Raw genomic sequence first — 15,085 nt, 5'->3', positions numbered from 1 at the left:
GTTCGCATTTGTTGATTTGGCGATCGCATTTGTTGATTTGGCGATCGCATTTGTTAATTTGGCGATCGCATTTTTGTAAAATGAAGAGAATATGTAGTTTTGCTGTAGTCGAATATTTCAGTCAGAGACTAACGATACAATCACTATACAGATTTATTAGTATCATCCTTAGCACATGATTATTAATTTATACAGTACTTAATTCATAATAATTACGAATTACGAATTACGAGTTACGAATTATTTAACAGGAGTCGTTAATGAGTACACAACAGCTAGAGCAGGTAAAGCAATTGCAAGCCACTGTGAACAAGATGGAAGTAACACTGGGTGCGATCGCTGATGCTGTAGTCTGGGTAGGAGAAGACCGACTCATTCAATGGTGCAATTCTCGCTTTGAGTCTTTGGTAAACCAACCTCACGCTACTGTCTGCGGTGCGAAGTTAACTGACTTGCTACCCCTCACACAATTAGGACAACCAGTTGCTTTGCCTTGCTATCCTGATGTGCAGATACTCAATGGGGAGTATGAAACAACAAATTATCAGTTGCAGCAAGATGAGCAAATAACACTACAAATTTCCGGTAGCTGTAGCGGATTGACTAGCGATCGCTGTGCAATACTGGTAATTCGGGATATCACACTGACTCAACGAACCCAAGAATCCTTGCAAGAAATTGAGGAGCGTTTGCAGACATTAATTAACGCTACACCCGATATTATCTGTTTAAAAGACGGCGAGGGAAAATGGCTGCTGTCAAACCAGGCTAACCTAGAATTTTTAGAGCTACAAGGCGTTGATTATCTAGGCAAAAAAGATTCAGAACTAGCAGAATTTAGCAATTTTTATCATGATGCTTTACTCAACTGTGATCAAACAGATGAGCGAGCTTGGCAATTGGGATGTGTGCATCGGGTAGAAGAAGCTATTCCTCGCCCTGATGGGACAGTGAGCAGTTTAGATATGATTAAAGCTCCCCTATTTCACCACGATGGTAGACGCAAAGCTCTGGTGGTTTTAGGGCGGGATTTGAGTGAACGCAAACAAACCCAAGTAGCTTTAGAAAACTCTCTATCTTTGTTAAGCGCTATCTTTGAATCGATTCAAGATGGTATCTTAGTAGTCGATAGCTCAAGTAATATCACTAGTTATAACCAAAAGTTCTTAGAAATGTGGTCAATTCCACCAGGACTTTTGACGGAACCAGATCATCCTCAGCGACTAGCGTATCTGGCAAACCAACTAAAAGACCCTGATGGGTTTGTGCAACGAGTCCGAGAATTATATTCACAGCCGGAATTAGTTAGTTACGACTGGTTAGAACTAGTAGATGGCAGAGTATTTGAGCGCTACTCTTGTCCTCAGCGCATCGGTGAACAAATTATTGGTAGAGTGTGGAGCTTCCGCGATATCACCCAACGCCAAAGAGCAGAAGAAGCACTGCGACAAAGTGAATTACAATACCGCAGTATTTTTGAAGCAATCAATGATGGACTATTTATTACTGACATAGAGACTGAAAAAGTCGCCGAAGTTAATCCGGCGGCTTGTCAGATGCATGGTTACTCTTATGAAGAATTTCTCACTTTACATCCATCTGCTTATATTCACCCAGACTCACATTCTGTTTTTCTAGAGTTTTTCGAGAAAACCCGATGTGGTGAGCAATTTTATGGACAAGCAGTTGATATCTGCAAGGATGGCACTTTCATAGATGTGGAAGTCAAAGGAACAACTTGTATTTACAATGGCAAGCGACACATTTTAGCAATAGTGCGGGATATTACGGCTCGCAAACGCACCGAAGAAGCCTTACGACAAAGCGAAGTACAGTATCGCGATTTGGTACAAACAGCTAACTGCATCATTCTGCGTTGGGACAGTAACGGTAACATCATATATTTAAATGACTACGGTCAAAAGCTTTTTGGCTTCGATACCCAAGAGATTACAAGACGCAATGTTGTCGGTACAATTGTCCCTGAAACTGAAACTTCTGGGCGCGATTTGCAGAGATTAATGGTTGATATTTGTGAGCATCCAGAAAACTATCTATTTAACGAAAACGAAAACTTATGTAAAAATGGCGATCGCGTCTGGATTGTTTGGGCGAATAAACCCATTTTAGATGCACAAGGAAATTTAATCGAAATTCTTTCAGTCGGCACAGATGCTACAGAACGCAAACGTGCCGAAGCAGCCCTCCAAGAAAGTGAATTAAAATTCCGTAGCATTGTGGAAAATGCCAACGATCTGATATTTGTCCTCTCAGCAGAGGGAATTTTTACTTATCACTCGCCGAATGTGACTGTGCTGATGGGCTATAGCCTAGAGGAAATTGAAGGTCATTCTGTGGTGGAGTTTACCAAGCCGGAAGATTTAGCAATTAGCGCCACTGCCTTACAAAGGGCTTTAACTGGTGAAAAGCTGACTGATATTGAAGTAAGATTGCGACACAAAAACGGTAGCTGGCGATGGTTCAACTTTAACACTTCCACAATTAACACTCCCAGTGGTGAAATTGCGATCGCTGGTGTGGGACGCGACATCACAGAACGCAAGCAAGTAGAAGAAGCCTTGCGTCGTAGTGAAATGAAATACCGCAATATCTTTGAAAATTCCCAAGTGGGGATTTTTCGTACCTGCCAAAAAGATGGATTGATAATCGATGCTAATCAACGTGGTGCCGAGATATTAGGTTTTACCTCTGCTGCTGACTTAATTGGCAAGTATTTCACAACAGATTTATATATTAATCCAGAAGATCGCGCACTACTTTTAGCAGAGTTAGAAGAGTCCGGTGAAGTTCGCAATTTTGAAGTAGCACTGCGACGCTTGGATGGATCTGTTGTTTGGGTACTGTTGTCACTTCGTCTCAACGCCGAAGAATCCTGTTTGGATTCTGTTTTTACAGATATTAGCGATCGCAAACAGCAAGAACAAGCTTTACGGTTAATTGTTGAGGGCACCGCAGCTAAAACAGGCAATGATTTTTTCAATTCCTGCGTTCGTTACCTTGCCGAAGTATTGCAGGTTCAATATGCCCTAGTGAGTGAGTTTGATGAGCCAAAAACGAAAGTCCGCACTTTGGCATTTTGGCCTTGTGGGGCTATTAACAAGAACTTGGAATATGATTTGCATGGTACTCCTTGTGAACATACCTTGCGAGGCGACCTCTGTCATTACCCGCAAGCAGTACAAGCTAGTTTCCCAGAAGATGCAGATTTAGTGAGGATGAATGCCGAGAGTTTTTTTGGCGTTCCTCTCACCAGTTCATCCGGCGAAATCATCGGACATCTAGCAGTGATAGATGTCAAACCCATGAAGCCCGATCCGGGACGGGAACTGATTGTGAAAATCTTTGCTGCCCGTGCCGGTGCAGAATTAGAACGGAAACTTGCAGAAGCAGCCTTACAACAAAGTGAGTTAAAGTTTCGCACTATCGTTGAAAAGGTCAACGATATGCTGTTTGTCATCAATCCTGATGGGGTATTCAACTATATTTCTCCTAATATATTGAACACTACCGGATTTGCCCCCAGCGAAATGGAAGGTAATTCCTTGGCATCCTTTACTCATCCCGATGATGTGCCAATCTGTTTTGAAGCCGCCCAAACTATCTTGGCAACAGGTGAGGGAATTTCGGGAACTGAGTACCGCGCCAAACATCGAACTAAAGGTTGGGTTTGGCTAACTGCTAATGCAGTCCGCACACAAGATGCCCAAGGTAATTTTCAGATTGTGGGTGTAGCTCGTGATATTAGCGATCGCAAACAAGCAGAAGCAGCCTTGCAACGTCGTACTCAAGCCGAAAGTTTAATCAGCAGCATTTCTCGGCAATTTATTGACCAAGATTTAGCAACAGCAATTAATTTTACACTTCGAGCGATCGCTCAATTTATTGATGCTGAACACAGTTGCATCTTTGAATACTCCCAGGATAAACGTGAATTCAACCTCATCCACGAATGGTGTGGTGAAGATGTTTCGCCATTAATTGATATTGCCAGAGGTTCGCCTGTGGAAGTTTTCCCCTATTTCTACGAGCCGATTCTTTGCGGTAGGCATAGACAAATCTCTTGTGTGGAAGATTTACCGCCGCATCTACCTGAGCGAAAACTTTTTGAAAGTATGTCGTTTCAATCTATACTTGCTGTGCCAATGGTTCATGCTGGCAAAGTAGTTGGGTTTGTTGGTGCAGCGATGATTTACTACTCAAAAACCTGGAACCAAGAAGATATTAATCTATTAAAACTGGCAGGTGAAATAATTGCGATCGGTCGAGCTAGACACCAGGCAGAAGAAGCGCTGAGAATCGCCAAAGAAGCCGCTGAAACTGCCAACCGAGCCAAAAGTGCTTTTTTGGCTAACATGAGTCACGAACTCCGTACCCCTCTAAATGCGATTCTGGGCTTTTCCCAATTAATGGAGCGAGACACTAGCCTCAACTCAAACCAGCGTGAATCATTAGCTACCATTAACCGCAGTGGAGAACACTTGCTTAACCTGATTAACGATGTTTTGGAAATGTCCAAAATTGAAGCTGGACAAATCATTTTCAATCCTGAAGATTTCGACCTTTATCTGTTGTTGCAAACACTACAAGAGATGTTCAAAGTGCGGACACAGGCAAAGCAATTGTTTCTCAAATTTGAAATGGCTCCCAATCTCCCCCGCTACATCCAAACAGATGAAGGTAAACTCCGCCAAGTTCTCATAAACCTTTTGGGTAACGCCGTCAAATTTACTCAGACTGGGGGAGTAACGTTGCGGGTAAGCTTGGGGAGTGAGGAGCAGGGGAGCAGGGGAGCAGGGGAGCAGGGGAGCAGGGGAGAAGTTGCAGTAAGTCTTTCCCCTCAGCCTCTCAGCCCCTCGGTTACTGAGCGACTTGCCTTGAGCGAAGTCGAAAGGAGCCGAAGTGCTGCCCCTCTGCCTCTTGTACCCAATCCCCACTCCCTACACTTTGAAGTCCAAGACACTGGACGGGGAATAGCACCAGAAGAAATGAATAACCTATTTCAGCCTTTTGTCCAGACAACAAGTGGTATCCAAACTAAGGAGGGAACCGGACTCGGGCTGACTATCAGCCGTCAATTTGTGCGGTTGCTAGGAGGCGATATTCACTTGACGAGTAGCGTTGGACAAGGGTCTACTTTTAGCTTTGACATCCAAGTGAATTTAGCCGCAGCTTTAAAAGCTGCACCAAAATTAAATAAGGGACGCGTACTCAAGCTGGCAGAAGACCAAGCTGCTTACCGTATTCTGATAGTAGATGACCGCAAAGAAAACCGCGATTTAATTGTGCAACTTCTTGGTAGCATTGGTTTTGAAATTCAGGCTGCAACTAATGGACAAGAAGCGATCGCTATTTGGCAAACCTGGCAACCTCATCTAATTTGGATGGATATGCGGATGCCTGTCATAAACGGCTACGATGCAACTAAAGAAATTAGAGCCAGGGAAAAAAATACAACTACAAATTTCCACACCGTAATTATTGCCCTAACTGCCAGTGCTTTTGAAGAGCAACAGGCAAGTATCTTAGCCGCAGGTTGCGATGACTTGGTTCGTAAGCCATTCCGAGAGCAAGTGATTTTTGAAAAAATCGCTGAATATTTGCAAGTGCGTTATATCTGTGCAGAAGAAAGCAATGAAGATGCAACAGACAACAATCTAGAGAATACTCAATCTACTATCTTGGATCTTCGCTCTGCAATTACCATTATGCCTGCCCAATGGCTAATAGAACTGAATCAGGCAGCCGTTGAAGTCGATGCGGAAAGGATTTTGCAACTAATTGAGCAAATTCCCCAAACTCATTCTGCTTTGGCAGAAAAATTGGCAAATTTAGTCCGCAACTTTTGCTTCGATGAAATTATCGACTTAACTGAGGAAAATATCTAATTATGAATAGCAAAACTAAATTCTTGACTTTTGTCACTGTAATGCTAACAGTTTCTCCTTTGACTATTACCACAGTTGTCGCAAAGGCAAAACTAACCAATCAGTCAAAACTGTTTATTAACGGTATTGGCACAGTACAAGTTGGCATGACTGTCCCTCAAGCGGCAAAGGCTGCCGGTACTAAGCTAGTGGGCGATTCACCAAATAACAATTGCTATTATGTTAAGCCAGAAAACGAACCCAAAAATCTTTCATTCATGGTGACAAAAGGTCGGATTTCTAGAGTAGATGTGCGGGAAAATACACAGATTACTACCCTCAAAGGTGCAAAAATTGGCGACACCGAAGCGCAAATCAAGTCTCTCTACCCAGGGCAAATTCAAGTCACACCTCATAAATATCTCCAAAACGGACATTACCTAACTTTCATCCCGAAAGACCGTAGCGATCGCAACTACCGTGTAGTTTTCGAGACTGATGGTAAGCTTGTCACTGAATTTAGAGCGGGTAAATTACCGGAAGTTGAATATGTTGAGGGTTGTTCTTAATTTAATCATTTTGCACAAATGCAAAATTTGCCCTTATCCTCCAACCCCTTCTCCCAAAATTGGGAGAAGGGAAGCCAATTCCAAAGTCCCTCTCCTAACCTTGGGAGAGGGATTTAGGGTGAGGGCTAATGTCCGCCAAATTACCCATAATAAAAGAACCCCACCCCCAACCCCTCCCCGCAGGCGGGGAGGGGAGACAAAGCACAGCTTTGGCGGGGTGGGGTTCTTCGGATTTAATAAGCAATCAAGCGGACATGATATTACTCCTTATTTATCGACTTTACTTCTTCTGGGAGTAAGGTAGTTTCATCTTTAGGACGTTCGCCATCTACGGATTTCGCTATAGTTCTATACGGTTTGATAATTAGACTGACACCAATTGTCCAACCTAATGCAACCATCCAACCAGCGAGAATGTCGCTAGGAAAATGAACCCCCAGATAGAGACGACACCACGCAATCGCGATGATGTATAAGCTGCCGAATATAAGAACCAACCAACGCCAAGAGGTAGTCCAAGTTAAAAATAACAAAATTGCTACCAGTGTTACACTCGTCATCGCATGAGCGCTGGGAAATGCAAAACTAGACTCAGGTGCAATGGATTGCCACAATTGTGGACGCACTCGATGCATTAATTGTTTTGCTGTGCGGTTGATGATAACACTTCCTGCTGAGGCGGTGAGTAAATAAGCTAGCGATCGCCAGCGTTTTTGAAGTAGTAGCATCAGTGCGATCGTCCCCAAAATCACCATCGCCGTCCAAGGCAATCCAATTGTAGCTAGGGTGACAGCTAAAACATCTAACTGTGGGTTTGTGGTAGAATGAACTGCTAACAGAATCGGCACATCCCAAGGAAAGCCCGCTTGATTCTCCCATATCCTCACTGTCAGGATTTCAAATATCTGCAAAGGTAAATAGACTCCGATCAAAAGGAGTAAGAGCGATCGCCAACGAGCAATCAACAGGTTTTTCAGAAAATCAAGTGGCGATTTACTCTCTTTATTGATTTGTTTCTCTTTTTCCATATCTAAGTTAAAAGGGTCGATTGACGACTTCACTGATTACAAATTACTGGAAACTTGAGAAGTTCCACAATGTTTACAGTACGACAAATGCTTATAAGTAAGATTATGACAATTATGGCATTCAATGTACTGATAATAACCGCAGTGTGGACAGTAAGTATCAAGATGTCGAATTTTCTTGGCACAATTGACACATCGTGATTTTTGAACTCTGCTAGCTGCTTGGACTTTAGTGTTAAAGACAAATTTTTGAAAAAACTGGATGATTCCAAAACCAATAACTGGAATCAGCAAGATATAAACATAATTTATCAGGAAAAGTAAACCGCCAAAAATGGCACTTATTATATCAAATAAAAATTTAAATATTGCACCTATTTGCAGAAATTCAAATATTTTGACTATTAATGGGATAAAAAAGATAACTAGCAAATGCCAGCTAATTAGCGAGACGAGTCCATATCCTCTTCTTTGGGCAAATTTATGAATTAATAAAGCAATGATAATCAGTGGTAAAAGAAAGAGAGACTGAAAACTAAGTTGGATACTTGGATACCAAAATGATGCCTGCTGATAGCCTTTATCGACTTCTTGAAATCGATTGTCATTTTTAAGAAAGGCTATAAAACTAATGCTTTCTGGTTGGGTAAGTAGTTCATTTTTAAGAGTAGAAATTTCTTGTTGAAGAGTAGAAATTTGGCGATTATTTTCTTCTAACGTCTGTTTAGCTTTTTCAGCACTGACTTGATTAATTGATTGTTCGCGATTCTGTCCGGCAATTTTTTCTAAGAGCGTTGAGTCATACTGAGATTTAATCGTGCTATTTGCTTGTTCGAGTCTACTAATTTTTGCTTGTTTTTGATCGATAGTTTGGATAATTTTCTGCTTTTCAGAAATCTTAATCTTATCTTTGTAATCGGCATATTGCAAACACGTTTGAGAAACCTTACCTAGATGTCCTACTTCGGCTTGTTGATAGTTTCCCCGAAAACTAAATTGACTGTTTGTGTAAGATGACAATGAAAGTCTAATAATTTCATAGTCTTTATCTTTAGTAGTTTTTACTCGATAATTTTGCCACTCTGAATAACATGGATAAGCCTCAGTTGGACTGATATGCCATCTGCTAATATCATCGAGTCCGGTAAAAACATTAATTAAGATAAAAATATCAACTATAATAATGACAATCAAACTTACTTTATTCAGTGGTTCGTTGTTGATTGTTCTGGAATTACTAAAAAATTGACTCCAAATTCGGCGAATTCTGGCAAACATATTGTCTTTTAAATAAATGTAAATTTAATTCGAATCAATTTTATCCGATCAGTAGTGAATAGCTGGACAAAAATACATCTACCCATCTGAAGATTTGTTAACTGCTGACGAAAAACAAAATCCCCGACAACTTTTACGAAGTCGGGAATCTGTGGTTTTCAATTTTCACAAATCAGGCTACGGTCAAAAATATCATGACTTTCACCTGAAACTGACACAGTTGATGGCTGTGCAACTCTACTTAGGTGATTTCTCACAAAGAATATACCCAGGTTGACGAGTTTCGACTTCACTCAACTCTCAATCCCTTAGTTGGTTTAGCGAAGTCGAAACCAACGGCGACGGTAGATTTATTAACGGAAATTGCCTTAATGCCGCTCGGTTTAAGAATATTCGTAGGTTGGGTTGAGCAATAGCGAAACCCAACAAACCACATCAAATATTGGGTTTCGTTCCTCAACCCAACCTACACATTTCTATTTTTTAGACAAAACCTATGCAGTATTGCAACTCTACTCAACCCTATTTAGCAGCGAAGTAGGCTTCTAATGCCTCAGAACCACCAATTAATTTACCATCGATAAATACTTGGGGAACTGTTGTCGCACCCGCAACTGCTTTTAATGACCGTGTGGTGATATCCTTACCCAAGGTAATTTCTTCGTAGTTGATGCCATGTTCCTTGAGCATTGCCTTAGCACGGGCACAGAAGGGACAACCCACTTTCGCAAACAGAGAAACTACTTCGGGCTTAACTGCTTGGGGGTTGATATATCTAAGCATTGTCTCAGCATCAGATACTTTAAAGGGATCTCCTGGCTCATCTGGCTCAATAAACATCTGGTTAATTACCCCATCTCTAACCAGCATAGAATACCGCCACGATCGCTTCCCAAATCCCAAGTCTGATTTGTCTACCAGCATACCCATACCTTCAGTAAATTCACCATTACCATCGGGAATTAGTGTGATATTTTCTGCCTCTTGATCCTTCGCCCATTCGTTCATTACAAAGGCATCATTGACAGAAATACAGATAATGTCATCGACTCCATTTTGTTTGAAAACCCCAGCTAACTCGTTGTAGCCCGGGAGATGAGTTGATGAACAAGTCGGAGTATAAGCACCTGGTAAAGAGAAGACAACTACTGTCTTACCAGCAAATAGCTGATCGGTTGTCACATCCACCCACTCGTTGTTCAAACGAGTATGAAAAGTGACATTGGGTACTCTTTGTCCTCGGCGATTGGATAACATAATTTTGCTTGCCTTTAGTAATCAATTCCAGTCATAACCTATCATGGGAGAACTGGTACAATGTAACTATCAATCAGCTAAAAGACTTTATTAATGAATGGAGCGATCGCTGCTACAAACTCAGTGGTTGATTCATAGGGTAAAACATTACGCCCATTTATTTTTATACCTTGACTTTCAGGGAAACAAGCAAGATACTGAGCCAAGCGTTCATCTGGCGTTTCTTTTTTATTATCTTGGCTAATACTCGATGCAATTTCCCCCATAACTGCTAATGTTGGTTGCTGAATCGAGGCAATAAAACTAGTATAATCATCTCGCCAAAACCCTGCTAAAAAAGAAAATACTGCATGGCGACTAGCAGTATTTTCTGCACCTGCAACCAATGTATTTAACCACTCTGCATCCACAGCATTTTCAGAAGCAAAAAGTTGGCGAATCGAAAAAGAACGTAAAAATTTTGGGGTGCGTGCATAACGATAAAAAGCACTGCCAAAAGGCGAATCTAACACATTCCAAAGGAATTTTTCCTGCCATTCTGGTGGTTTATTTGTCATCAAAGCCCACGTTGGCGGCCCAGAAAGTACCAGTCCGGCAATTAAATTTGGTTGCTTTTGAACTAATTGGATGGCAACTGGCAATAAAGCACCTTGTACTACTAAAATAACAGGTTTTTGAACTACTGTTTGTAAAAATGACTGCAACTGTTCTGCCCAATCGCTAGGAGTATAAGCTACATGGGGCATATCACTTTCACCACATCCTAGTAAATCAGGGTTGTAAATTGAATTACGCTGACCTGAATTATACCACTCGCGGCAAAATCGCTGCCAAAATCGCCGCGACAATCCCACGCCAATCGGATGAATTAACAGTAAGGGAACGCCTTCAGATGTTGTATTAATTGGTTGATGAACTTCGTAGGCACAACGATAATTCTGCCAACTGTAAAACTGGCTAGGAGATGCTGTCAAATTGTTTGTGTTCGCTACAGCAGATGGTTGCATAATTCCTAGTTTTTAATACTTGCTAAAAAATTATCTGTGGATGAATCAACTCGTATCCAGCTTCTTTGAGCTTTTCATTCGATACCCAAGCATTATATGGGCGAGTATTTTTGATAGATGTATCCCATTCTACTTTGGGTAAATTATGTTTTTCAAATAAGCTATCTAGCAAGTCTCGGCTGGTGAGATGTGCATCATCTACCAGATTGTAAATTCCTTGCAAACGACGGTGACGGGCAAATTCTATTGCACCAACAATATCATCTAGATGAATCCAATTTGTGGTATCCTCACCATTGCCCGGACGGGTTGTACCAGAATATCTACCAAATATTTTCAATAGTTCTCTACCAGTTCCATAAATCCCTCCTAAGCGGAAAATACAAACACGGAGGTTTTCGCTAGATGCTGATAGCAACACCTCTTCTGTTTTGCGGAGAATTTGGGCATTTAAATTAGCAGGTGCAAGCGGTGTTTCTTCATCTACCCATACACCATTTCTGTCACCATATACGGCATAGCTACCTGTGTATATTAATTGTTTTACACTCTTAATCTGCTGTAAGCACGAAACTAAAGTTTGGGCAGTTTGTAGATAAGCTTCTTCATAAGCTTCACTATTTTTTGCCCCAACACTCAAAAGTACAACATCTTGATTATGCAAAACTGATTTTAGACCATTTATGTCATTACCATAGGTAACTACAACTCTTTGAGATACTGATTGTAGGGCAGGGACACGCTCAGATGAAGTTGTGGTTACACTGACGACAAAATTCATATTTTGTTGCCAATATTGAGCAACTTTATAACCAACATAACCACAACCAATGATTGCAACGTTCATGACAAATTAGACACAAATAAATTAAACTACTCATTGAGGCGATTTTCTCAATTAAGGGGCTGGACTTAAATAAATTTAACAGTCCAGAACTAACAGTCAATAGTTAATAGTACAGAAAATTTTACCTAATGACTAATGACTAATAACTAATGACTAGTTTGCTAATTCCTTCTCAATTGTGGTAATTAGCTCTGGTGAATTTGGCTGGACACTACTATTAAATCGAGCTACTACTTCACCTTGCTTATTAACTAAAAATTTTTCAAAGTTCCAAGCAACAGTTCCTGTTGGCTCAACGGCTTTAGTAAGTCGCTCATAAAGTGGATGCTGCTGTGAGCCTTTGGCATGAACTTTATCGAATAGTTCAAAGGTAACACCATACTTACTAGTGCAGAATTGCACGATTTCTTCATTGCTTCCTGGTTCCTGCGCTCCAAAATCGTTGCAAGGGAATCCCAAAATACGTAAACCTGCTTCTCTATACTTTTGGTTCAACTTTTCTAACCCCTCATATTGAGAAGTATAACCACAGAAGGAAGCCAAATTTACAATTAAGAGTACCTTCCCTGTGTAGTCGTTTAATTGCTTATCTTCACCGTTGATGGTCTTGACTGCAATATCCAAAATTGTCTTACTCATCTTAAATCTGATTTATAGGGAATATTGCCAAGTCTCCCATATTACAGGTACTCTAAACCCGGTTTATTTAAGGAAATTAGGTTTATTAGCCTTGTTGTCACAATTCTATGTGAGTCATGTAGTTGTAAAGCGCTGTATCTTCTATAAATAGCTCGACTAAGCTGCTATCTCAGAATAAGAGTGGGAAATCTGCGTTGCTTTTAATACAAAATTTTGGGTGTAGTGATAAATTGATATACCTTTAAAGTCACAAAGAATTAACTTTTTGTATAAAAATTTAACAGTATCCAGAATTGTCCAATTTATGATGTCGGAAAATATGTAGCTAGAAAGGATATAGTTGCTTTTTTGTTGCATCATGAGTTATATTCATCACTCAAACCAAAAAACTGTATTATAAAATACAGTTTTTTGGTTTGAGTAAATAGACAATCAGTCAAATTTATCCGTTTAGGCATAAATTCACCAAAGTGAAATCAGGAACTACTACCGCAAGGTGGAAGTCAAAAATCAACAATCAAAAGTAAAAAGTGTTATGGAATAAGCTTTTTAGGAATTTGAAATGGTTGCTCTATTTCCGCCGTCGCGTACTAGTCTCATAATTTCTGTGAAAGAATGTTTATGTTTTGATTTAGTCAGAGTTTTGAATATTAGAAAAAGTATGTTTCCAGAAAAATAAATAACTGATACGGAGAATGAGATGATTATTTCCTAAAAGTGTTGACCAAAAGCTGAATTTGGTTAGCTTAATTAAATTAATTGATGTTAATAAGTCTATTACTAACATCAATTACCATTTTGACAGCAAAAAAAAATAATCAATGAATAAACGTATTCCTCCCTGGCATCGCCTACTGGCGCTAGCGATCGCTTCAATGATATTTGCAGTTTTTGCCCCCACAATTGTACATGCGGCAGACCCTCCCACTGTTCAATCTTTATCTGAAACTACAACCAAACTGCAAATTTCCATTGATACTATCTGGGTACTAATCACCGGATTTTTAATATTCTTCATGCAAACCGGCTTTGCTATGTTAGAAGCAGGTTTGAACCGCCAAAGAGATGTAGTTAACGCCTTACTAGAAAACTTTATTAACGCCGCTGTCACCATCTTAGTGTGGTGGGGAATCGGCTTTGGGATTGCCTTTGGTACAAGTGCTGGTGGGTTAATTGGCATAGATACCTTTTTCCTCAGCCAGCTACCTGGTACTGATGGTAGCTATACATTGGGTGCGCCAGGTTCTACAGCTGCCATCAATACCTATACTTTATTCTTCTTCCAGTTTGCCTTTACTGCTACCGCTACTACGATCGCTACTGGTTCAATGGCTGGAAGAACCGACTTTATTGGTGATTTAATTTACAGCGCCCTTATGGGGGCGATCGCTTACCCGATCATTGTTCACTGGGTTTGGAACTCTGGTGGCTGGTTATCCAAATTGAGCTATCACGACTTTGCCGGTAGTTCTGTTGTCCACACAGTTGGGGGCTTGACAGCGCTGGTAGGCGCATATTTACTTGGGCCGCGTCCCGACCGTCCGGCTTGGGGAACACTACCACCAGCACACAATTTAGGGCTAGCAACTTTGGGAACGATGATTCTGTGGTTTAGCTGGTACGGATTTAACCCTGGTTCAACCCTCAGCACAGGTAATACGGGATTGATTGGTTTAGTAACAGTTAACACCACACTGTCCGCAGGAGCCGCAGCATTATCAGCGACAATTTTTCAATATACCCGCACAGGTAAGTGGGATTTAGTTTATTCTCTCAATGGTTCGCTTGCAGGATTAGTGGCAATCACAGCTCCTTGTGCCTACGTTGCACCTTGGGCTTCGGTTTTGATTGGGTTAACGGGTGGAATTTTGGTTACTTTGGGAGTGGGTTTAATCGAGTCACTCCACATTGATGACCCAGTGGGGGCATTTGCCGTACACGGTATCAATGGCATGATGGGTACTCTCTCAGTTGGCTTCTTAGGTCAAGCAGAACTGACCCTCAACAAAAAGGCGGGGTTATTTTTGGGTGGCGGCTTTGATTTGTTAAGTATACAAATTTTAGGTGTAGTAGCGATCGCAGTTTTCACCGTCGGCTTTAGCTTTTTGATGTTTGGTGGTCTTAAAGCGCTGGGACACTTACGCGTCAATCCCGAAGCCGATCGCATTGGGATCGATGCCTACGAACATGGTGCGTCAGTATGGCCTGATGTTTATGCGATCAAGCAATTTATCGCAGAAGATGGCAAAAATCGGACTAATACTCCAGAAGTCGGTACCCTCGATAGTGAATAGAGCCAAAAATCGCATTTATAGCTGAAAAAAGCCATTTTACGGTAGTTATGATGTATCTTCCACAGATTCCTTGCTACTTTCTACCGGATTTTTTATTGACATTATTCAAGACAATTTTGGGCACTTTCTCAGCCAACTTTTTTCAAAGATTAAAGATTAAGTGAAGGAGACTTGACTATTTCAGAAAATACATCATAAATTTCTGACGAAGAACTATAAAAAATATTTACAGATGTGCCAATAGTTTTTTAAACTCCTACTACGCTTATTTGAGTTTCTGG

The 15,085-nt window shown here is 40.9% G+C and carries 10 protein-coding genes; 4 read left to right on the top strand and 6 right to left on the bottom strand.

All coding sequences use genetic code 11. From position 1 onward, the window contains the following. Positions 1-260 precede the first annotated feature (260 nt). The gene (locus RMY27_RS17135; RefSeq protein WP_322665187.1) at positions 261-5,906 is read left to right on the top strand and encodes a PAS domain S-box protein; all 5,646 of its coding nucleotides are present in this window, start codon (positions 261-263) and stop codon (positions 5,904-5,906) included. 2 nt (positions 5,907-5,908) lie between these two features. Continuing rightward, positions 5,909-6,454, top strand: a complete 546-nt coding sequence (locus RMY27_RS17130; protein ID WP_322665185.1) for a hypothetical protein — start codon at positions 5,909-5,911, stop codon at positions 6,452-6,454. 260 nt (positions 6,455-6,714) lie between these two features. Here the strand turns inward: RMY27_RS17130 and RMY27_RS17125 are convergent, their stop codons facing one another. Both RMY27_RS17125 and RMY27_RS17120 read right to left on the bottom strand, forming a co-directional pair. Next, positions 6,715-7,482: a phosphatase PAP2 family protein gene (locus RMY27_RS17125; RefSeq protein ID WP_322665183.1), complete on the bottom strand. Its 768-nt coding sequence runs from the start codon at positions 7,480-7,482 to the stop codon at positions 6,715-6,717. 36 nt (positions 7,483-7,518) lie between these two features. Further along, on the bottom strand, positions 7,519-8,760 hold the full coding sequence (locus tag RMY27_RS17120; RefSeq protein ID WP_322665181.1) for a hypothetical protein: 1,242 nt from the start codon (positions 8,758-8,760) through the stop codon (positions 7,519-7,521). 245 nt (positions 8,761-9,005) lie between these two features. On the opposite strand from RMY27_RS17120, the gene RMY27_RS17115 reads away from it, so the two are divergent. After that, positions 9,006-9,176 (top strand): hypothetical protein, encoded by a 171-nt coding sequence (locus RMY27_RS17115; RefSeq protein WP_322665179.1) that lies wholly within the window; start codon positions 9,006-9,008, stop codon positions 9,174-9,176. Between the two features lie 106 nt (positions 9,177-9,282). Here RMY27_RS17115 and RMY27_RS17110 read toward each other — a convergent pair whose 3' ends face one another. From RMY27_RS17110 to RMY27_RS17095, 4 genes are all read right to left on the bottom strand, one after another. Further along, positions 9,283-10,017: a glutathione peroxidase gene (locus RMY27_RS17110; protein ID WP_322665177.1), complete on the bottom strand. Its 735-nt coding sequence runs from the start codon at positions 10,015-10,017 to the stop codon at positions 9,283-9,285. A gap of 77 nt (positions 10,018-10,094) precedes the next feature. Beyond that, positions 10,095-11,024 carry an alpha/beta hydrolase gene (locus RMY27_RS17105; protein ID WP_322665175.1) on the bottom strand — a complete coding sequence of 310 codons (930 nt, stop codon included), beginning with the start codon at positions 11,022-11,024 and terminating at the stop codon, positions 10,095-10,097. A gap of 22 nt (positions 11,025-11,046) precedes the next feature. Next, positions 11,047-11,871 carry an SDR family oxidoreductase gene (locus RMY27_RS17100; protein WP_322665174.1) on the bottom strand — a complete coding sequence of 275 codons (825 nt, stop codon included), beginning with the start codon at positions 11,869-11,871 and terminating at the stop codon, positions 11,047-11,049. Positions 11,872-12,024: 153 nt separating this feature from the next. After that, positions 12,025-12,510, bottom strand: a complete 486-nt coding sequence (locus RMY27_RS17095; protein WP_322665173.1) for a glutathione peroxidase — start codon at positions 12,508-12,510, stop codon at positions 12,025-12,027. A gap of 821 nt (positions 12,511-13,331) precedes the next feature. Here RMY27_RS17095 and RMY27_RS17090 point away from each other — a divergent pair. Beyond that, positions 13,332-14,804 (top strand): ammonium transporter, encoded by a 1,473-nt coding sequence (locus RMY27_RS17090; RefSeq protein WP_322665172.1) that lies wholly within the window; start codon positions 13,332-13,334, stop codon positions 14,802-14,804. The last annotated feature ends 281 nt before the right edge of the window (positions 14,805-15,085 follow it).

Source organism: Nostoc sp. DedQUE09 (genome assembly GCF_034530915.1).
Lineage (GTDB): Bacteria > Cyanobacteriota > Cyanobacteriia > Cyanobacteriales > Nostocaceae > Nostoc.
The sequence above is the reverse complement of the archived record's forward strand: the minus strand, read 5'-3'. Positions and strand labels throughout refer to the sequence as shown.